Origin of the sequence: Agromyces albus (assembly GCF_004134825.1) — a bacterium.
GTDB classification, from domain to species: domain Bacteria; phylum Actinomycetota; class Actinomycetes; order Actinomycetales; family Microbacteriaceae; genus Agromyces; species Agromyces albus.
Genome location: NZ_SDPN01000054.1, coordinates 1 through 19,713, shown reverse-complemented (window position 1 = coordinate 19,713; position 19,713 = coordinate 1). Strand labels below are relative to the sequence as shown.

18 protein-coding genes are annotated in these 19,713 nt (G+C 70.4%); 5 read left to right on the top strand and 13 right to left on the bottom strand.

Features of this window, described 5'->3' with window-relative positions:
• The 12 genes from ESP51_RS18460 to ESP51_RS18410 all read right to left on the bottom strand — a co-directional run.
• A partial coding sequence (locus ESP51_RS18460) for a glycerate kinase (RefSeq protein ID WP_164990592.1) occupies positions 1-196 on the bottom strand: 196 nt, incomplete at its 3' end.
• Complete coding sequence (locus tag ESP51_RS18455; RefSeq protein WP_129522355.1) at positions 193-894, bottom strand: ThuA domain-containing protein; 702 nt, start codon at positions 892-894, stop codon at positions 193-195. The genes ESP51_RS18460 and ESP51_RS18455, both read right to left, overlap by 4 nt.
• 99 nt (positions 895-993) lie before the next feature.
• Entirely contained in the window at positions 994-2,979 is a 1,986-nt protein-coding gene (locus ESP51_RS18450) for a beta-galactosidase (RefSeq protein ID WP_129522354.1), read from the bottom strand.
• Positions 2,980-3,167: 188 nt separating this feature from the next.
• Entirely contained in the window at positions 3,168-4,460 is a 1,293-nt protein-coding gene (locus ESP51_RS18445; RefSeq protein WP_129522358.1) for an ABC transporter substrate-binding protein, read from the bottom strand.
• A gap of 125 nt (positions 4,461-4,585) precedes the next feature.
• The gene (locus ESP51_RS21205) at positions 4,586-4,714 is read right to left on the bottom strand and encodes a hypothetical protein (protein WP_277871096.1); all 129 of its coding nucleotides are present in this window, start codon (positions 4,712-4,714) and stop codon (positions 4,586-4,588) included.
• 14 nt (positions 4,715-4,728) lie between these two features.
• Positions 4,729-5,394 carry a hypothetical protein gene (locus tag ESP51_RS18440; protein ID WP_129522353.1) on the bottom strand — a complete coding sequence of 222 codons (666 nt, stop codon included), beginning with the start codon at positions 5,392-5,394 and terminating at the stop codon, positions 4,729-4,731.
• A 7-nt stretch (positions 5,395-5,401) separates the two neighbouring features.
• Positions 5,402-6,316, bottom strand: coding sequence for a carbohydrate ABC transporter permease (locus tag ESP51_RS18435; RefSeq protein WP_129522352.1), 915 nt, complete (start codon positions 6,314-6,316; stop codon positions 5,402-5,404).
• Positions 6,313-7,260 carry a carbohydrate ABC transporter permease gene (locus ESP51_RS18430; RefSeq protein ID WP_129522357.1) on the bottom strand — a complete coding sequence of 316 codons (948 nt, stop codon included), beginning with the start codon at positions 7,258-7,260 and terminating at the stop codon, positions 6,313-6,315. The genes ESP51_RS18435 and ESP51_RS18430 overlap by 4 nt, the downstream gene beginning before the upstream one ends.
• 140 nt (positions 7,261-7,400) lie before the next feature.
• Positions 7,401-8,714, bottom strand: coding sequence for an ABC transporter substrate-binding protein (locus tag ESP51_RS18425; RefSeq protein WP_129522351.1), 1,314 nt, complete (start codon positions 8,712-8,714; stop codon positions 7,401-7,403).
• Between the two features lie 207 nt (positions 8,715-8,921).
• Positions 8,922-10,070 (bottom strand): Gfo/Idh/MocA family protein, encoded by a 1,149-nt coding sequence (locus tag ESP51_RS18420; protein ID WP_241843257.1) that lies wholly within the window; start codon positions 10,068-10,070, stop codon positions 8,922-8,924.
• A gap of 40 nt (positions 10,071-10,110) precedes the next feature.
• Positions 10,111-11,028: a DUF6807 domain-containing protein gene (locus ESP51_RS18415; protein WP_129522350.1), complete on the bottom strand. Its 918-nt coding sequence runs from the start codon at positions 11,026-11,028 to the stop codon at positions 10,111-10,113.
• An 85-nt stretch (positions 11,029-11,113) separates the two neighbouring features.
• A complete protein-coding gene (locus tag ESP51_RS18410; protein WP_129522349.1) occupies positions 11,114-12,121 on the bottom strand; it encodes a LacI family DNA-binding transcriptional regulator in 1,008 nt (335 codons plus the stop codon).
• A 148-nt stretch (positions 12,122-12,269) separates the two neighbouring features.
• On the opposite strand from ESP51_RS18410, the gene ESP51_RS18405 reads away from it, so the two are divergent.
• The 4 genes from ESP51_RS18405 to ESP51_RS18390 are packed head-to-tail and all read left to right on the top strand — an operon-like array spanning position 12,270 to position 16,781.
• Positions 12,270-13,211, top strand: coding sequence for an NAD-dependent epimerase/dehydratase family protein (locus ESP51_RS18405; RefSeq protein ID WP_129522348.1), 942 nt, complete (start codon positions 12,270-12,272; stop codon positions 13,209-13,211).
• Entirely contained in the window at positions 13,208-14,203 is a 996-nt protein-coding gene (locus ESP51_RS18400) for a 5-dehydro-4-deoxyglucarate dehydratase (protein ID WP_129522347.1), read from the top strand. The genes ESP51_RS18405 and ESP51_RS18400 overlap by 4 nt, the downstream gene beginning before the upstream one ends.
• Complete coding sequence (locus tag ESP51_RS18395; protein ID WP_129522346.1) at positions 14,200-15,312, top strand: mandelate racemase/muconate lactonizing enzyme family protein; 1,113 nt, start codon at positions 14,200-14,202, stop codon at positions 15,310-15,312. The genes ESP51_RS18400 and ESP51_RS18395 overlap by 4 nt, the downstream gene beginning before the upstream one ends.
• Entirely contained in the window at positions 15,309-16,781 is a 1,473-nt protein-coding gene (locus ESP51_RS18390) for an aldehyde dehydrogenase (NADP(+)) (RefSeq protein ID WP_129522345.1), read from the top strand. Before ESP51_RS18395 ends, ESP51_RS18390 begins: the two co-directional genes overlap by 4 nt.
• A gap of 30 nt (positions 16,782-16,811) precedes the next feature.
• On the opposite strand, the gene ESP51_RS18385 is transcribed toward ESP51_RS18390, so the two are convergent.
• Entirely contained in the window at positions 16,812-18,416 is a 1,605-nt protein-coding gene (locus ESP51_RS18385) for a serine hydrolase (RefSeq protein WP_129522344.1), read from the bottom strand.
• 226 nt (positions 18,417-18,642) lie between these two features.
• Between ESP51_RS18385 and ESP51_RS18380 the strand changes: the two genes are divergently transcribed.
• Positions 18,643-19,713: MFS transporter (locus tag ESP51_RS18380; protein WP_129522343.1), on the top strand; the 1,071-nt coding region annotated here is incomplete at its 3' end.

Sequence of the window (19,713 nt, the reverse complement as noted above, 5' to 3'; positions counted from 1 at the left end):
TGACCGGCATCCGCCGCGCCCCCGGCACCGCCGCCGCGAACGCGTCGAGGGTGCCCTCGCCGCCGTCGGCCATGGGGCGCAGCACGAGTTCGTCGTCGGGGCGCACCGCGTGCCAGCCGCGCGCGAGGGCGGCAGCGGCATCCGCTGCGCTCGCCGTTCCCTTGAACGAGTCGGGCGCGACGACGATGCGGCTCACTCCACCTCCGCGGTGGCCGCCGGAACGTGCGAGAGCCACTCGAGCGATCGCGTGATGAGCTCGCGGTGCCCAGCCGACTCGTAGGAACGCGTGTCGTGCCCGAGCCCGTCGTACACGAGGCGCGACCGGCCGAACTCACGCGCCCACACGAGCGGGTGACGGCCGCCGCCCTCGTCGTGCTCGGCGATCGGCTCGATGACGTCGTGCAGGTGGAAGTCGGTGTACCGCTCGTCGAAGACGGTGAAGTCGCCGAGCCCCTCGGCGATGGCGTGGTTGCCGACGACGTGCACGTGCGCCTCGTCGATCGGCGGATGCCACGACTCGCCGCGCACCCAGCGCGCACCGAGTGCCCGCCCGTACGCCGGGTAGGCGCGCAGGCTCGCCGCCGCGGCATGCAGCGCGAGGATGCCGATGCCGCGATCGATCGCGGCGTCGAGCGCGGCGTTCGCCTCGGTGGTGACGGATGCCGCGGGCTGCACGCGCGCGGTGTCGTCTGGCCCCTCGGGGTCGCCGGCGTTCACGACGAGCAGGGTGACGTCGTCGGCGAGGCCGGCGAGCGCAGCGTCGGGATCATCGGAGATCTCGACCGTGAACCCGGCCGCTCGCGTGAGCTCTGCGAGCACGGCGCTCGTCTCGGGATAGGGATGCCACGGATCGGCGTACCGGCCGGCTCCGCTCAGGATGATCGCCTTCGTCATCGTCGCTCCTTCATCGCCGTCACCTGTCGCCCGTCGCCCCAGACTGCCACGCCGTCGCCGGTGCGGCCACCGTGACCTGCACCGCTTGCGCGCCCGGTCTCACGCATCGAGCACCATGGCCCATTCGAATCGGCCGAGCACGACGCGCTCGACCGGCGTGCCCGTCACGGCGTCGGTGCCGGCGACCGCGACCTCGACCTCGTCGTCACCGTGGTTCACGAGCGTGAGGAGGCCGCCGCGGCGCGCCGCCTCGACGTGCTCGGGAAGGCCCGCGAACACCGGGGCCACGCCCGCGTCGGCGAGCACGTGGTCGACCACGGCGAGAGCGCCCGCCTCGTCGGGCACGGTCGCAAGGTACCGGGCGCTGCCGCCTCCGGTGCGGCGCACGGTGAGGGCCGGATGCCCCGCAAGGCGGCCGCTCGTGAACGACGCCTCGACCGTGGCATCCGCTGCCTCGATCTCGATCTCCTCCGCGACGAGCGTGCCGACCGATTCGCCGAGCGCGTCGCCCGCGAAGCGCGCCTCGCGCTCGCCCGGGCCGGCGGCGCCGGGTGCGACGAGGGCCCCGAAGTCGTCGAGGCGGATGCCGCAGAGCTCGCCGAGCTGCGTGAGGAATCCCCCGTCGCGGAACCGGTCGAACTCGTCGACGACGTCGGTGAAGGGGCCTGCGAGGAGATGCCCGCCGCCCTCGACGAACGTCGTGAGCGCGGCGGCGCCCTCGTCGCGCAAGAGGTAGAGGAGCGGGGCGATCGCGAGCGCGTACTGCCCGTCGACGCGCTCGGGCGGCACGATGTCGACCTGCACGTGGCGACGGTGGAGTGCCCGGTACCAGCGCTGCACGACGGCGACGTAGTCGAGCTCGTTCATCGGGTGGTCGGAGGCCTCGACGGCCCACCAGTTCTCCCAGTCGAAGACGAGGGCGACACGGGCGTCGCGGGAGCCCGCGGGCAGCTCGGGCAGGGCAGCGAGCTGCTCGCCGAGCGCGGCGACCTCACGCCACGTGCGGGTGCGCGTGCCGGCGTACGGGAGCATCGCCGAGTGGAACTTCTCGGCACCCGCCCTCGATTGGCGCCACTGGAAGAAGAGGATGCCGTCGGCGCCGCGACCGATCGCCTGCGCGCTGAGCGCGGCCATCTGGCCGGGAGCCTTCGGGGCATTCGTGGGCCGCCAGTTGAGGGCGTTCGTGGCCTGCTCCATGAGGAGCCAGGGCACCTCGGGCTTCAACGACCGCATGAGGTCGCGCTGGAACGCGGCAGCGCGGAAACTCTCGGGGTCGTTCGGGTCGGGGTAGCAGTCGTCGCTGACCACGTCCATGTGCTCGGCCCACTGCGCGTAGTTCGCGGGCTTGAACGCGCCCATGAAGTTCGTCGTGATGGGCTGGGTCGCTCCCGCGGCACGGATGATCTCGCGCTCCATGAGGTAGCACTCGAGGAGCATGTCGCTCGTGAACCGCCGGAAGTCGAGCATCTGGCCCGGATTGTGGCTGTAGGGCGCCTTGCGCGGCGGGAACACCTCGGCGAAGCTCCCGTAGCGCTGCGACCAGAAGTTCGTGCCCCAGGCCTCGTTGAGCCGGTCGATCGTGACGTAGCGGCGCTCGAGCCAGTCGCGGAAGGCGTCGCGCGCGGCATCCGAGTAGTCGAGCTGGACGTGGCAGCCGTACTCGTTGTTGACATGCCACATGTCGACGGCCGGATGCTGCGCATAGCGCTCGGCGATCGCCGTCACGAGCTCGGTGGCGAGCCTGCGGTACACCGGCGACGACGGAGCGAACTGCTGCCGGCTGCCGGGCCAGTACACGGCGCCGTTCTCGTCTTGCGGGAGGAGCTCGGGATAGTTCGCCGACGCCCACGGCGGCGGGGAGGCGGTCGCGGTCGCGAGGTCGACGGCGATGCCGCCGTCGTGCAGCAGGTCGATCACCCGGTCGAGCCAGTCGAAGTCGAACTCGCCCTCGCGCGGCTGGATGCGCGACCACGAGAAGATGCCGAGGCTGACCATCGTGACGCCCGCCTCGCGCATTCGCGCCACGTCGTCGGGCCAGATCTCCTCGGGCCACTGCTCGGGGTTGTAGTCGGCGCCGTAGTGCATTCGTCCTCCGTTGCTCCGTTGCTCCCTTGGGAAAGCGTATTCCATCGGCCGGCGCCGAAACGTGCGTCGTCGCATGACCACACACCAGTCTGGGCTCTTCTTGCGGGCCAGAACGACCCCCAACCGGCCAGCAGACGAAAACCGGGTGCCGACGCCCTTGCGCGCCGACACCCGGATCCTGTTCGAACTCAGCCGAGGATCACCTTGGCTTCGCCGAAGAACTGCTCCACCGCGTCATCCACGGTGAGCGCGCCGAGGCCGATCGACTTGCCGAGGTCCCAGAAGGTCTGCTCGAGCGAGCCGTAGCCCACGACCGGCACGGGCGGCGCCTCGCCGATGCGGTCGGCGACCGACTCGAGGTAGTCGGCGACCTGGGCGTCGATCCCTTCGAGGGTCGTACCGGCGAGCTTCGTCTTCGAGGCCGGGAAGCCGACCGTCGTGCCGAAGATCTCACCGGCCGCCTCGCTGTTCACGATGAAGTCGAGCCAGAGCGCCGCCGCCTCGGGGTGCTCCGTGTCGGCCGAGATCGCGACCTGGAGGCCGCCCTGACGGTAGAGGTCCTTCGAGCCGGGCTCGTCGGTCGGCGGCGCGACGAGGGTGACGCTCGCGGCGCCCGAGTCGGCGAGGTAGCCGCCGAGGAAGTTGCTCCAGCTCGCCTCACTTGCCGTCAGGTTCGAAGCGAACCCCGACTTCGGGAAGGTCTCCTCGAGGCGCTGCTGCGGGACTGTGACGCCATCGCGCGCCTCCGCACCCGAGTTCCAGAAATCGCGGAGCTCGTCTTCGGTGAAGCCGAGCTCACCGTCGTCGGTGTAGAGGTTCTTGCCCTGCTGGCGCAGCTCGTTCTCGAAGGTCTGGATGCGCTGGGTCATGTCGGTGCCGCCGTAGACGGCGCCGCCCGTGGCATCCGTGACCGACTTCATCCAGGCCGTGTACTCCTCGGTGCTCGTGCCACCCTCATAGGGCTCGACGCCCGCCTGCTCGATCAGGCCGTCGTTCAGGAACACCGCCCACGAGCTGTAGCCCGTGGGAAGCGAGTACTGCACGCCCTCGAGCTGCCCGGTCTGCTGCAGCGACTCCTCGAACGCGTCGAAGTCGATGTAGTCGCTCACCGTGCCGAGGTCGAGGAGCATGCCGGGCTCCGCGTACTCGCGCAGGTAGGAGTCGGAGAACTGCCACACGTCGGGCAGGCCGCCGCCGGTGGCCTCGATCTTGCGCTTCTCCCAGTAGGCGGGGAAGTCGGTGAAGGTGCCCTCGATCGTGATGTTCGGGTGCTCCTCGTTGAACGCGTCGATGAGTGACTGGTATCGCGTCGCGCGGTCGTCGTTGCCCCACCAGGTGAACTGCAGCGTGACCTCCTCTTCGGGGTCGTAGGCCGCCTCGCCGTCGCCGGCGCTCCCGGCGCACCCGGTCAGGGCGAGCACCGCCGCCCCGGTCATCGCCACAGCGGCGAGCATGCGCCGTCGCGCTCCAGTCGTGAACATCATCGTCCTCCAGTAGGTCGGTTCTCTGTGATCGGCGCGGCCCGGGAATCGCAGGGGGAAAGCGCTTCCCGCAGCGTAGCGTGAGACGATTCAATCGGTCAACGTCGCGGCCGGTCGAGCAGGTCTCAATTCGGCAACGACACGACCGTCACGGGGCGTTCGTCGAGTGCCCGCACGGATGCCGCGTCGCCGTCGACGACCGCAACGACCCCACTCGGCGTGGCCCAGGCGCGCCACCACGCGGCATCCGTCACCTCGACGGCGTGAGTTACTCAGCCGCCCCGCGGGCGCGTCGAGGGCGCTCGGGCACCGCGACGATCGCGAGCGCGACGCAGCCGAGCGCGGCGATCACGAGCGGGACGAGCTGCCACGTGACGATGACGGCGAACGCCGCAGTCGCGACGAGGTACCCGGCACCCGCGAGGTCGTCGCGGAGCGCACTCGGCACGGCACGCAGCGCGCCGAGCCAGCCGAGCTCAGGCGTCCACCGCCCGCCGGCCACGAAGAGCACGAGCACGAGCGCTGCGAGGCCGGCCCAGCCGACGAACGCGACGACGGGGCCGCCAGACAGCACGCCCGTGGCGGCGAGGTCGATGTCGAGGGCCAGCACGGCGGCGATGACGACGGATGCCGCGCCCACGCCGATGCCACCGAGCAGCGCTGCCCGCACGTCGCGCCAGAACCACTCGAGACTCGAGTCGTCGGCGCGGAGGAACCGGCGGAGGTGCCGCGCCCCCGCGGCGAGCCCCGCCGGCAGGGTGACCACCGGAAGCGACACGAGCGCCACGAGCACGCCCACGAGGAGCACCTCGCCGAGGAGGCCGAACGCACTGCGTGCACCCGGGAAGCGCGCCGCCGTCGCGGCGTCGTCGCGCGTCGGACCGCTGCCCGAGAGGGCGGCCCGGTGTGCAGCGCGATCGGCGGCTCGAGACATCCGGAACCTAGCCCTTCAGGCCCTGCGTAGCCACGCCGTCGACGAGGAAGCGCTGGAACACGATGAAGAAGATCAGGATCGGCAACAGGGCGAGGAACGACACCGCGACCGTCGCCCCGTAGTCGGATGTGCTCGTCGCGTCGTTGTAGAGCCGCAGCGCGATCGGCAGCGGGTATTGCTCGGGCGAGTTCACGTAGAGCAGCGGGCCGAGGAAGTCGTTCCAGGTCCAGATGAACGTGAAGATCGCACTCGTGATGAGGGCCGGTTTGATGAGCGGGAGGATGATCGAGAAGAAGATCCGGAGGTGCCCGGCGCCGTCGATGCGCGCGGCTTCGTCCATGTCGCGCGGGATGTTGCGGATGAACTGCACGATGAGGAACACGAAGAACGCCTCGGTGGCGAGGAACTTCGGCAGGATCAGCGGCCAGTACGTGTCGACCAGTTCGAGCCGGTTGAAGATGATGTACTGCGGGATGATGATGACGTGGAACGGCAGCAGGAGCGTGCCGATCATCGCGGCGAACAGCACCCCGGCGCCCTTGAACTTGATGCGTGCGAACGCGTACGCGGCCAGTGCTGAAGAGAACAGCGTGCCGATCACGGCCATCAGGGCGATGAAGAGCGAGTTGGCGAAGAACCGCCAGAGCGGAGTGCCGCCGATGCCCTCGAGCACCTTGACGTAGTTGTCGACCGTGGGATTGTCGGGGATCAGGCCTGGGTTCTGGCCGAACTCGCTCGACGGCTTGAACGTCGAGAACACGAGCCAGACGAGCGGGTAGAGGATCACCGCCGTGATTGCGAACAGCACCACGAACCAGATGATCGTGTTGACGGTCTTGCGCTTGACGCGCCGGCGCCGCGGGGGCCGCGGCTCGGTCGCGACCTCGAGGAACTCGGCGCGCGGGACTTCGATCGTGCTCATCGGTTCTCTCCCGCGTAGTGCACCCAGGACTTCTGGGTCTTGAACAGAATGAAGGCGATGATCGCCACGACGATGACGAGCACCCAGGCCATGGCCGCGGCGTAGCCCATCTGCCCATCGGCGAATCCTCGTTTGTAGAGGTAGACGGTGTAGAAGTTCGTCATGCCGGCGGGGCCGCCCGAGCCGTTGGAGATGATGAACGCCGACGCGAACACCTGGAAGGCGTTGATCGTCTCGAGGAGCAGGTTGAAGAAGATGACCGACGACAGCATCGGGATCGTGACGCTGCGGAACTTGCGCACCGGCCCCGCGCCGTCGACCTCGGCCGCCTCGTACAGCTCTTGCGGAATCTGCTTGAGCCCGGCGAGGAAGATGACCATCGGGGCGCCGAACTGCCAGACCGCGAGCAGGATCATCATCGGGATGACGAGGTCGACGTTGCCGACCCAGCCGCCGAGCTCGATGCCGAAGAGGCTCAGTGAGCTGTCGACGGGGCCGTCGGTGGAGAACATCGCACGCCACACGATGGCGACAGAGACGGATGCCCCGATGAGCGACGGCGCGTAGAACGACGAGCGGAAGAAGCCGCTGCCCTTGTTGCGATAGTTCAGGAGCATCGCGACGGCGAGGGCCGCGGCGAGCTTGATGGGGGTGCCGACGAGCACGTAGACGAGGGTGATCTGCACCGACTGCATGAACTGCGGGTCTTCGGTGAACATGCGCACGAAGTTGTCGAGGCCGATCCACTCGGGCGCGGTGAAGAGGTTGTACTTCGTGAAGGCGAGGTAGAGCGAGAAGATCATCGGGCCGACCGTGAGCCCGAGGAATCCGAGCATCCACGGGAGCAGGAAGCCGTAGCCAGCGACGGTCTCCCGGCGATTCTGCGATCGCTTGCCCTCGGTGGTCGGGACCTTGCCGTACTCTGAGCGACGCAACTGGCGCATCGCCTGGCGGACGCTCTTCGACTCGGCCTCGGCCGTGACGATCGATTGGGTTTCCGTGCTCACGTGGTTCTCCGGTCCTTGTGAGAACAGCGCTCCGGGCCCGGGGCAGCCCATCGGGCCCGGAGTCGCTGTCCGTGCTGCTACTCGTTGAGGACGACGTCCAGCTCACCGAAGAACTGGTCAACGGCCTCGTCGACGGTCAGGGTGCCATAGGCGAGCTCCTGGCCGATCAGGCGGAACTTCTCCTCGAGCGAGCCGTATCCGACGATCGGCACCGGCGGTGCGTCGCCGAGGCGGTCGGAGATCGACTCCTCATACTCGCGGATCTGCTCGCCGAGCGGATCGAGCTCTGCACCCTCGAGCATCGTCTCGGATGCCGGGATGCCCCGGTTGGTGCCGAACGCCGCGCCGGCCTCTGGCGAGTTCACGAGGAAGTTCACGAGCGTGGCCGCCGCCTCGGGGTGATCGGTTTTCGCCGAAATGGAGTGCAGCATCGAGGGCTTCAGGTAGAGGTCCTTCGCGCCCTCCTCGGTGACGGGAGGGGCGACGAGGCCGAGTTCGGTGTATCCCTCGCCCAGGTTGCCGAGGTAGCCGGCGCCGAAGTTGTCCCACGTGAGCTCGCTCGCGGTGAGCGCCGAGTCGAAGGCCGAGAGCGGGTAGATCTCCTCGAGGCGCTGCTGGTCGATCACGGTCCCCTCTTCACGGATGCCCGAGCCCGATTCCCAGAACTCGGCGAGGTCCTCCTCGGTGAAGTTCGGCTCACCGTCTTCGGTGAAGAGGTCTTCGCCCTTGGCGCGCTGCTGGAGCTCGAAGTTCTGGATGCGGCCGGTGTAGTCGGTGCCTCCCCAGATCGTGACGCCCTGCGCCGCGGCGGCGTCGGTGATCTCCTTCATCCAGGCGTCGTAGTCGGCCCAGTCGCCGCCCTCGAACTCCTCGACGCCGAGCTGGTCGAGGAGCTTCGGGTTCGTGTACAGGCCCCACGCATTGGTCGAGGTCGGGATGCCGGTGGTCTCGTCGCCGACGACGCCGATGTCGAGGATGTTCTCGCTGAGCGGCTCGGTGTCGATGATGTCGCCGAGGTAGGGGCTCAGGTCGAGGAGCAGCCCGTTCTCGGAGTACTGGCGGAGGTAGGAGTAGTCGAACTGCATGACGTCGGGCAGGCCACCGCCGGCAGCCTCGGTCTGGCGCTTCTCCCAGAACTCGGGGAAGTTGAGGAACGAGGAGTTCACCGTGATGTTCGGGTACTCCTCGTTGAACGCCGCGATCGCCTCTTCGTACATGGCGGCGCGCACGTCGTTGCCCCAGAACGCGAGGTTCAGCGTGACCTTCTCGTCGGGGTCGTACTCGGCAGCGGCTTCCGACCCGCCGCCCGAGCAGCCCGTGAGTACGAGGGCCGCGCTCGCGGTGAGTGCCGCTGCGGCGGCCACCACGCGGCGCTTGCGAATGTTGAACATCGTTGTTCCTCCCGGAAACGTCTCTGTCTGCCTGATGCAATTCCACGTTGTGTGCGGGAAAGCGCTTCCCAAAGCTAACCCGCGCTCGTGCGCCGAGTCAACCTCAGACAGAAAATCGTTTCAATTCGTTATCTTCGAGTGGCGCGGATGGCGCCGAAGTGGATACGAAGCTCTGGTCAGACGGTGTTTACGCGCAGGGTTCGTCAGTCAGGCACGGCGGAGATCGATGACCGGGCTCTCGAGGCTGCGCATCCGGTCGGGGTCGTCACGGAGCGTCGCGGGCGTCACGGTTCGGCCCGTCGCGGCCGAGGAGTAGATCGCGGTCACGATCTCGAACGAGCGCGCGGCATCCGACGCCGTCGACGGCAGCGGGCCGCCTGAGCGGAGCGCCGCGTAGACGTCGCGCAGGAGCGGCTCGTGCCCGCTCGGCTCTTCGAGATCGGGGAGTGCCCACGCCGCGGCATCCGCTTCGCCGACGTGCGGAGCCGGCGTGATGCGCCAGTGCTCGTGACCGTGGCCGTAGAGGTGCTCGACCGTCACGGTGGCGAGCTCGGTGTCGATGCGGATCGAGCTCACCTCGCGCGGCGACACGGCGCTCGTGATGACGGATGCCACGGTGCCGCCCTCGAACGTGATGACCGCCGTCGAGACGTCTTCGGTCTCGGTCTCGCGGTCGAGCCGCCACAGGCCGCCGTGCACGCTCGCCCAGTCGCCGAGGAGCCACGCGAGCAGGTCGATCTGGTGGATGCCGTGCCCCAGGGTCGTGCCGCCGCCCTCGGTCGACCACTTGCCACGCCACGGCACGGCGAAGTACGAGGGGTCGCGGTACCAGAGCGTCTGGCACGTCGCGACGAGCGGTCGTCCCAGCGCGCCGGACTCGAACAGGCGGCGCACGTGTGCCGCGGCGGAGCCGGTGCGCTGCTGGAACACGACGACGAAGCGACGGTCGTTGCGCTCAGCGGCATCCGTCATCGCGTCGAGCTCGTCGAGCGAGAGTGCGGCGGGCTTCTCGCACACGACGTGCACTCCCGCGTCGAGCGCGGCGATGGACTGCTCGGCGTGAGCGCCCGGAGGCGTGCAGACGTGCAGCACGTCGATCGTGCCGCTCGCGAGGAGTTCGTCGAGCGAATCGAACACCGCAGGGCCGCCCCAGCGCTCGGCGAAGGCGCGGGCGAGCGCGGGGTCGCGGTCGACCACGGCGACGAGCTCGGCGTCGGATGTCGCCGCGAGCGCCGCGGCATGGGAGTTCGCGATGGCGCCGGTGCCGACGATCGCGGCCCGGAGCGGGGCGGACGGGGCGGACGACGTCGACGGCGCGGGCGGTGCGAATGGCGCGGGTGATGGCATCTCGGTCATCGGGCTCCTTCGGGGTGGCCGGTCTCGGGCACGGCGGCGCTCACGGGCTCAACAGGTCGGGCAGCCGGGCCGACCCTGCCGCGGCGAGCGCCGCAGCGCGATCGGGGTCGCTCGCGCCATCCGCGATGACGACGCCGTAGCGCAAGTCGAGGGTCGCACCCGGCTCCACCACGTGCTCCTCGCTGAAGAACGGCGCGGGGCACAGGCACGCGAACTCCTCGCTGCGCGCGAACCACTGCGGCGGATGCTGCAGGTTGCCGGCGTCGTCGATCATGACGATCGTCGAGGCGGCGCCGGTGACGTCGTGGCGACCGGTGAAGCCCATCCAGGGCGCCCGCGTTCCGCGCAGCTCGTCGCCGCCGGCGATGCCGGGGGCGAGCACCGATCCGCCGGTGAACGACCTGGGGCCTCGCCAGAACAGTCCGCCGTAGCCGGCGTTCTCCCGGCCGCGCGTGGTCGGTGAGCCGATCGGGATCGGGCGGCCGCTGACGTTGCGCATGCTGGTCGCGAAGGCGAGGAGCCACGAGTCGTCATCGAGGAGGGTGGCGGCCACCGTGCGCTGCTCCTCGAAGAGCTGCTCGCCGCCCTCGGTCACCCAATCGAGCGCCTCGACGAACCGGGCCGTGGACTCGTCGTCGACCACCGGGAACTCGCGGTGGCCCTGGGTGCCGTTGTTCGGCAGCTGCACGTAGCCCTGGCCCTTGACGAACGTGGGTCCGCCCCAGAAGTTCTCGTCGCCGACGACGGGCAGCGACCACGTGATGCCCTTGTGCCAGACGTGGTCGTGCGGGCGGTAGAGGGAGACGAGCTCCCCCGAGAGCGTGCGAATGGGACTGAAGTACGGCCGCGGGGACTCGAGCTGCGGGTTGTCGGGCCGGTGCACGTATTCAGCGAGCACGACCGAGCCTGCCGTGAAGCCGAGGCGGCCATCCATGGTGTCGATGCGGATGCGGCTCATCTGGAACTCCTGCGAGTCGTCGTCGGTCTCATGTCGGTCGAGCTTGCTTGCGCGGGAAAGCGCTATCCCACCTGCTATCCCGAGCTTACACGCGAGACGTGCTCTCTCGCGCCTCGAGGCGCGGCCGGTAGAGCACAGTGTGCTCGATCGGCCCGCCGGCGATGAGCGTGCGAAGCCGTGTCCACACCTGCGCGCCGATCTCGCCTCGCGGCACCGACATGCTCGTGAGCGGCGGCGTGGCGAACCGCGCCATCGGCACGTCGTCGAAGCCCGCGATGGAGAGATCGCCGGGCACCTCGACGCCGAGCTCGCGCAGCCGGGTCATGAGACCGAGGGCGACCAGGTCATTGAAGGCGATGACCGCGGTCACGCCCTCGCGTCGCGCGGCATCGACGTACTCGGCGGCCTCGTAGCCGTCGTCGAGCCGGGAGCCGCCCTCGATGACGTCGATCGTGATGCCGGGCTCGGCGGCCACGGCGTCGGCGACGCCCCGCAGGCGCTCGGCGTTCGAGGCGCTCAGCTCCGGGCCGCTGAGAAACGCAAAGCGCCGATGACCGAGCCCGTGCAGGTGGTCGACGAGATCGCGGATGCCGCGTGCGTAGTCGACGCCGACGATCGGCACTTGCGCGCCGGGAAGGGGCCGGTTCACGACGACGACCGGCGCGATGCGGGCCACGAGTCGTTGCAGGCGCTCCTCGGGCATGCGCGGCGCGCACAGCACGATCGCGTCGCAGCGGTGGCGCGCTTCGAGCGCGGTGGCCTCCTCTTCGTCGACCTGCTCGGCCGTGTCGGCGACGAGCACCCGATAGCCGTCGGCCGCCGCCGCTCGGCTGAGTCCCCTGAGGATGCCTTGGAAGAGCGGGTTCTCGAGGTCGGGCACGACCATCGCAATCGTGTCGTTGCGCCCGTGCACGAGGCTTCGCGCGGCGACGCTCGGGGTGTATCCGAGCGCCGTGATCGCGGCCTGCACAGCTTGCACGATGGCGGGGTCGACGGACTGCTTGCCGTTGAGCACACGGGAGACGGATGCCTGCGACACCCCCGCCCGCGCGGCGACGTCGGCGATCGTGACCGCTCGGTTCCGATCGCTCATCTCGCTCCTCAGCGCTGTCGTCTGTGCGGCGCCGGCGTGCCGACGACACGGGAAACCGGTTCCCCAGTCTAGCGCGAGAGTTGCCCACGACACGCCCCTCGCCTAGGCTCTCAGCGAGAAAGCGGTTTCTCAGCAGGGAGCACGAGCCATGCACGTCGTCGTCACCGGTGCCTCCGGTCGTCTCGGCCGCAACGTCTGCGCCGCCCTCGTGGCCGCCGGTCACGTCGTCGTCGGCGCCGACCGCACGTTGGGCGGTCTTGACGGCGTCGACGAGCGGGCGATCGACCTCGCCGACGATCGGGGCGTCCAACGATTGCTCGACGAAGTGCGACCTGATGCGCTCGTGCACCTCGCGGGCATCGCCGTGCCCTTCAGCGCGCCCGAGCGCGACATCCTGCTCACGAACACGAGCCTCGCGCACATCGTGCTCGCCGCCGCGGCTCGGGGCGGGGTGGCGAGGGTGCTCGCCGCGAGCAGTCCGACGGTGATCGGCTACGGCTCACCCGGCTGGCGCGCGGCATCCGTTCCCATCGACGAGCGCCATGCGCTCGCGCCGACGAACGCTTACGCCCTCTCGAAGGTCGTCATCGAAGACACCGTGCGCATGTTCTCCCGCACGTCGAACGGTGCGTTCGGCTTCTTCCGGCCCTGCTACGTCGTCTCCCCAGAGGAATGGGCGGGCGCCCCGACGCAACAGGGCCACACCATCGCCGAGCGGCTCGCCGACCCCGCCCTCGCCGCCGTGAGCCTCTTCAACTACGTCGACGCGCGCGACGCCGCCGAGTTCGTGAACGCCTGGCTTGCAGCCCCCGCTGCCGCCGTCGACGGTGAGGGGTTCTTCGTCGGCGCCGCCGACTCGCTGGCGGTGCGTCCCGTCGCCGAGCTCTGGCGCGACCACGCCCCTGGGCTCGGCGAGGCCGCCGAGCTGCTCACGGGCACGCGGCCCGTGTTCGACATCGGCAAAGCCCAACGGCGACTCGGATGGCAGCCGACGCGCAGCTGGCGCACCGAGCTCGACGCGGCATCCGTCGCCTCCGTCGCACCCGTCGCAGCATCCGTCATCCGACCGCACGAGACGAGGGCCTCATGACCGCATCCGCCCCAGGCTTCGCTCCCCGATTCGACGGAGTGCTCTTCTTCCCCGTCACGCCGTTCGGCGCCGACGGCGGCGTCGAGCTCGACCTGCTCGCCGAACACGTCGAGAGCCGGCTCCCGTTCGGCCCCGGCGCGGTGTTCCCGGCGTGCGGCACCGGCGAGTTCCACGCCCTCTCCGCCGGCGAGGTCGTCGACGTCGTGCGCACGACCGTGCAGACCGTGGCCGGGCGCGTGCCCGTGATCGCGGGCACCGGCGGCCCGCTCGGTCACGCGATCGAGCTCGCACGGAGTGCAGCCGACGCGGGAGCCGACGGCCTGCTGCTCCTGCCCCCGTACCTCGTCTCGGGCACCGCTGACGGCCTCGTCGCGTGGGTCGAGGCCGTCGCTGCGGCGACCGAGCTGCCCGTGATCGTCTACCACCGGGGCACCGCGCGCTACACCGCCGACACGATCACGCGGCTCGCCCGCAACCCGCGCATCATCGGCTTCAAGGACGGCACGGGCGACATCGGGCTCGCGCAGGAGATCGTGCTCGCGGCGCAGGCGACGGGGCGCGACCTTCAGTTCTTCAACGGCCTGCTCACGGCCGAGCTCAGCCAGGGCGCCTACCGCGGCATCGGCATACCCCTCTACTCGTCGGCCGCCTTCGCGATGATCCCCGAGCTCGCCGGGCTGCACTATCGCGCCTGCACCGACGGCGATGAGCAGACACGGATGTCGCTCCTGCGCGGGTTCTACACCCCGCTCGTGCGGCTCCGCGACGAGACTCCGGGCTTCGGGGTATCGCTCATCAAGGCGGGACTGCGCTTGCGCGGCCTCTCCGTCGGCTCGGTGCGCCCGCCGCTCGTCGACCCGACGCCTGAGCAGGAGTCCCGGCTCGCGGGAATCCTCGACGATGGTCTCGCCCTCGCCGCGCGGCTCGCGACGGCGGCGACGGCCTCGACGACCTCGGCAGGGACGGCGACGGCGGCAGCGGCCGCGCAGTGACCACCTCGATCCGGCGGTTGTCGACGCGGCTCGTGCGCGTGCCGTTGCGGCGCCCGTGGGGGCCCGACGTCACCGACATCTCCCTCATCGAGGTCGTCGTCGAGGATTCGGCCGGCGACGTCGGATACGGCTTCTCGTGGACCCCCTCGATCGGCGCCGCGGCGGTGCAGGCGCACCTCGACCACGACATCGCCGCGTTCGCCGTCGGGCGAGATGCCGACGCCAAGTCGCTCTGGACCCCGCTCTGGCTCCACCTGCACGAGGGCGGTGGCGGCGGCATCACGACGATCGCTATGGCCGGGCTCGACCTCGCGCTCTGGGACCTCGCCGCACGCCGGGCCGGCGTGGGCATCACCGACCACCTCGGCCGCCGCCACGACGTCGCCGCGGTCTACGGCAGCGGCGTGAACCTGCACTACCCGCTCGACGAGCTCGTCGCGCAAGCCGAACGCTGGGTGGCCGCGGGATTCGACGCCGTCAAGGTGAAGGTCGGCAGCCCGCTCCTCGACGACGACGTGCGGCGCATCGCTGCGGTGCGCGACGTCATCGGGGCCGACCGCGACCTCATGATCGACGCGAACCAGCGGTGGAGCCTCGAACAGGCCGAGCGCGCGCTCGACGCCCTCGCCCCCTTCGACCTCGCCTGGATCGAGGAACCGCTGCGCGCCGACGACCTCGCTGCACACGTGGCACTGCGCGACCGCATCGAGTTGCCGATCGCCCTCGGCGAGAACCTGCACACGCGCTACCGGTTCGCCGAGTTCATCGTCGCGGGCGTCGTCGACGTCGTGCAGCCGAACATCGTGCGCGTCGGCGGCATCACCCCGTTCCTCGAGATCGCGTCGCTCGCCGGCGATCGCGGCGTCGAGCTCGCGCCGCACCTGCTCCTCGAGCTCTCCGCCCAGCTCGCGCTGACCCTGCCGGGCGAGCACCTCGTCGAATCCGTCGAAGACGCCTCGTTCGCCGATCTCGGCGTGCTCGCATCGCCATCGCCCGTCGTGGTCGACGGCACGCGAGTGCGCACGACGGGGCAGACTGGACTGGGCATCCGCTTCACCGATGACCGAGCGGATGCCGCGGCATCCGCTGATCCCACGGAGGAATCATGACCACGACCGATACCGCCACCCGCGCCACCCTCGACGAGGTCGCGGATGCCGCTCGCCGGGCCTTCGCCGTCACGGTGGCGTCGACCGCCGCCGAGCGTGCAGCGTGGCTCAGCGCGGTCGCCGACGCCCTCGACGCCAACGGACCCGAGCTCATCGCCCTTGCCGACGAGGAGTCCCACCTCGGCACCGCTCGCCTGACCGGCGAGCTCGCCCGCACGACCTCGCAGCTGCGGCTCTTCGCCGAGGCCGTCGTCGAGGGCTCCTACCTCGAGGCCACCGTCGACCACCCGAACTCCGCGACGATCCCGCCGCGCCCCGACCTCCGACGGATGCTGCGGCCGCTCGGCCCGGTCGCCGTCTTCAGTGCCTCGAACTTCCCGTTCGCCTTCTCGGTCGCCGGCGGCGACACCGCGTCGGCGCTCGCTGCCGGATGCCCCGTGATCGTGAAGGGGCACTCCGCGCATCCGCGCCTCTCGCGTCGCACGGCCGACGTCGTCGCCAGTGCGCTCGCCACCGCGGGGGCGCCCGATGGCGTGTTCGGCCTCGTCGAAGGCCGCGAGACGGGCGTCGCGCTCGTGCAGCATCCGTCGATCCGTGCCGTCGGCTTCACCGGATCGCTGCACGGCGGCCGCGCGCTCTTCGACCTCGCGTCGGGCCGGCCCGATCCCATCCCCTTCTACGGTGAGCTCAGCGCCGTGAACCCCGTGCTCATCACGGCCGCCGCGCTCGAGGCGCGCGCCGACGACCTCGCTGCAGGACTCGCAGCATCCTTCACGCTGGGGGCCGGCCAGTTCTGCACGAACCCCGGCGTCGTGTTCGTGCCGACCGGCTCGGGCTTCGCCGAGCGCGTCGGCGCGGCCGTCGGTGCGACCGCCCCCGTGCCGATGCTCACCGACGGCATCGCGGCGGCGTTCGCCGATGGGCTCTCGGGACTTGCCGCCCACGACGGCGTGACCGTCGTGGCGGGCGACGCCGCGCAGCAGCCGGGCACCGGATCGGCCGTCGTGCTCTCGACGACGACTGCCGCCGTACTCGCCGACCCGTCGGCGCTCCTCGTCGAGTGCTTCGGCCCGTCGACGCTCGTCGTCGAGTACGACCGCGTCGACGATGCCTTGGACGCGATCCGCGCCATCGGCGGCAGCCTCACGGCGACCGTGCACGCCGAGCCCGGCGAGGAGCTCGGCGGCATCGTCGAGGTGCTCACCGAGATCGCCGGCCGCGTGCTCTTCGCGGGGTGGCCGACCGGCGTCGCCGTGAGCTGGGCGCAGCAGCACGGCGGCCCGTGGCCGTCGACGACGTCGATCCACACCTCGGTGGGCGCGACCGCGGTGCGCCGCTTCCTCCGGCCCGTCGCGTACCAGGATGCACCCGACGCCGTGCTGCCGCCCGAGCTCCGCGAGTCGAATCCGCTCGGCATCCCGCGCCGCGTCGACGGCGTGCTGCGCTTGCCCGGTGCGCCGGTGAGCTGAGTCTGTGACGAGCCGCAGCGGGTTCGCTGTTCAGCCCGCCGACCGGGTGAACGAGCCGAGCCCATGTTCGTCGAGCAGCTCGATCACGAGCGTGGACCCGTCGAACGTCGCCTGCGAGACGCTGCCGAGGGCTGCGTTCTCGCTGAACGGTTCGAAGACGAACACGTCACCGTCCCAATGCTCGAGCGGCCAGACAACTGTGCCCGGGCCGACGGTGAGCTCGAGGCCCTCGCCCACGACCGTGACGCGTGCGGTGCCGAAGTAGTCGTTCACGTAGTCCCCGGCGTACTCGGCGAGCGCACGAGCCGGCGCGGCATCCGAGGGAGGCGACTCCTCGACGAGTTCCCCGGTAGGACCGGTCTCCGCGGTGAGAAGGGCCGTGTACAGCGCGAACCAGTCCTGGCGGATCTCCCCGAATTGGGCGAGATCCATGAAGCGGGCGGCGACGGCCTCCGTGATGCCGTTGGCGGACCCGTTCGCGAGGGCGATGATGCCGAGCCCTGATTCCGGGAGCAGGCTGAACGTCGTGCCGGCACCCAGATAGAAGGCGCCCGAGTGGGTGACGGAGGCGAGGCCTCCCGCTGTCGACCCCACATTGAAGCCGTACCCGTAGAACCCGGAGCGCTGGTAACCGAGCGCCGCAGGGCCCGAGACCGACTGGGCGGTGATCGCCGGAACGAGCGCCTCGGGGCTCACGACGTCGTTCGCCTCGCCGTCGGGGCCGGAAGCGCTGAGTACCATCGACATCCACGCCGCCATGTCGGTGACGCTCGAACTCACACCACCGGCGGGCGACTGCGCGTCGGGCTGACGTTGGCTGGGAGTCACGACCCATTCGTCGTCGTCGAGGATGTGGCCGTCGGCGCGATTCTCCTCCGCCATGAAGTCGTCGAACCGCGAACTCGTCGACCTCATGCCGAGCGGCTCGTACAGCACCTCCTCCGAGAGGTCGGCCCAGTCGGTACCTGCGGCCCGTGCGACGGCCTCCGCCGCCGCGGTGATGTCGAAGTTGCCGTACGCGTACGTCGAGCGGAACGGCGACAGGGGCGTGTGCCGAAGGCGTTGCAGTACTTCAGCGCGGTCGTACCCCAGGTCTTCGAGCTCGTCACCCGCATGCATGAAGAGCCCCGAGCGGTGCGCGAACAGGTCGCCGATCGTCACATGCTCGGTGACCCATGGGTCGGCGAGCGCGAATTCCGGCAGGTGCTGCGCGACCGGCGTGTCCCACTCGACGACGCCCTCGGTCACCTCGTGCGCGACGACGGTCGCACCGACCGACTTCGACACCGACGCGAGCTGGAACACGGTGTCGGGGTCGACGGGCTCTCCACTGTCGACGTTGCGCACACCGAACCCCTCGGAGTAGATCAGCTCGCCGCCGTACACGACCGCGACGGCGAGTCCCGGCATGCCGGTCTCGTCCATGAGTTGCCCGATGGAGTCGGGGAGCGAGTCGACCGCCCCCTCGACGCGTTCGTCGGTGACCGTCGCGACGGCGTCGGCGGGCGGGTTGCCGTAACCCGGTCGCTCAGTCGACAGGGGCGGCGTGGTCGGGGCGGAGGACTCCCCCGCGCCGAAGGTGCATCCGCTCAATGCAGTCATGGCCGCCACGACGCCCGCCGCAGCGATGGACATTCTTCTATGTGGCATCGGATTCCCCGCCCCCGCGGCCTGGCCGCGACGACGACAGGATAGTCGCGACAGACGCCGCCCGCCCGCCCCAGTTCGCGGGAGATGTGTCATCGCGACCATACGAAGACCGTGACAGGATCTCGGTGTGGCCAACCGACTGATGCTCCTCGATACCGCCTCGCTCCCTTTCGCGCCTTCTCCGGCGTGCCCTGGTGCGCCGGTGAGCTGAGTGGGCGTCGCGACGTATCTCACTGCGGCCACGCCGCCACGACTGGCGGTCGGCGGCATCATCGTGGCCATCCCTGTGCTCGCAGTCGAGCAGCTCGGCGACGTCGCGCTCGGCGGCCTGCTCGTCGCCGCTGCACTCGGGCCGAGCATCGTCGCCGCGCCCATCGTCGGCGCGGTGCTCGACCGCACGCGCAGGCCGGGACTGCTCATGGCCGGCGCGGGACTCGTGACCGCCGGGGCCTTCACGGTCGCTGCCTTCCTCGGCGACGTGCCCGCGTGGGTCGTCGCGCTCGCCCTCATCGTCGCCGGCATCGCGACGCCGTTCCTGATGGGCGGCCTGTCGAGCTTCGTGACGGAGGGGATCCCTGACGAGCGGAGGGCCTACGCGATCGATGCGCTCGCCTACAACCTCGGGGCGGTGGCGGGGCCGGCCGCCGTCGCGGCAGCGGCAGCCCTGGGTTCCGCTCGGCTCGCGACGCTGCTCATGGCGGCGAGCGCGCTGCTCGGCGCGATCGGGACGCTTCCGTTGCGGCTTCGTCCGATCGCCGGCGAGCCGCACGGCTCGATGATCGGCACCATCGCCGCGGGATTCCGGCACATCGCCACGCACCGGCCGCTCGCGGTCATCACCGCGAGCGGCACCGCCAGCCAGTTCGGCGCGGGCGGCCTCGCGATCGCGGCGGTCGCCCTCTCGGTCGACCGCGGCCGCGATGCAGGCACCGGCGCCGTCATCGTGACGGCCTTCGCGGTGGGCGGTCTCCTCGGCGCGCTCGCGAACTCGGCATATCCCGCGCGGCTCCGGCCCGAGCTCATCATGGGTGCGGGCTTCGCCGCCACGGGGGTGGTCACCGTGCTCGCCGCCCTCGACCTCGGCACCGAGTGGACGATCGCCGCCATCGGGATCTCCGGACTGTTCACGGCGTCGAGCGCAGCGGCGATGCTGCTCCTCCGCAAGCAGCAGAGCCCGCCATCGCTCCGATCGCAAGTGTTCACGGTGGGCGCGGGTCTGCGCGCCGCGGCAGCCGCCGCGGGGGCCGCGGTGGCGGGCCTCTCGGCCGGCGTCGGCGCCGAG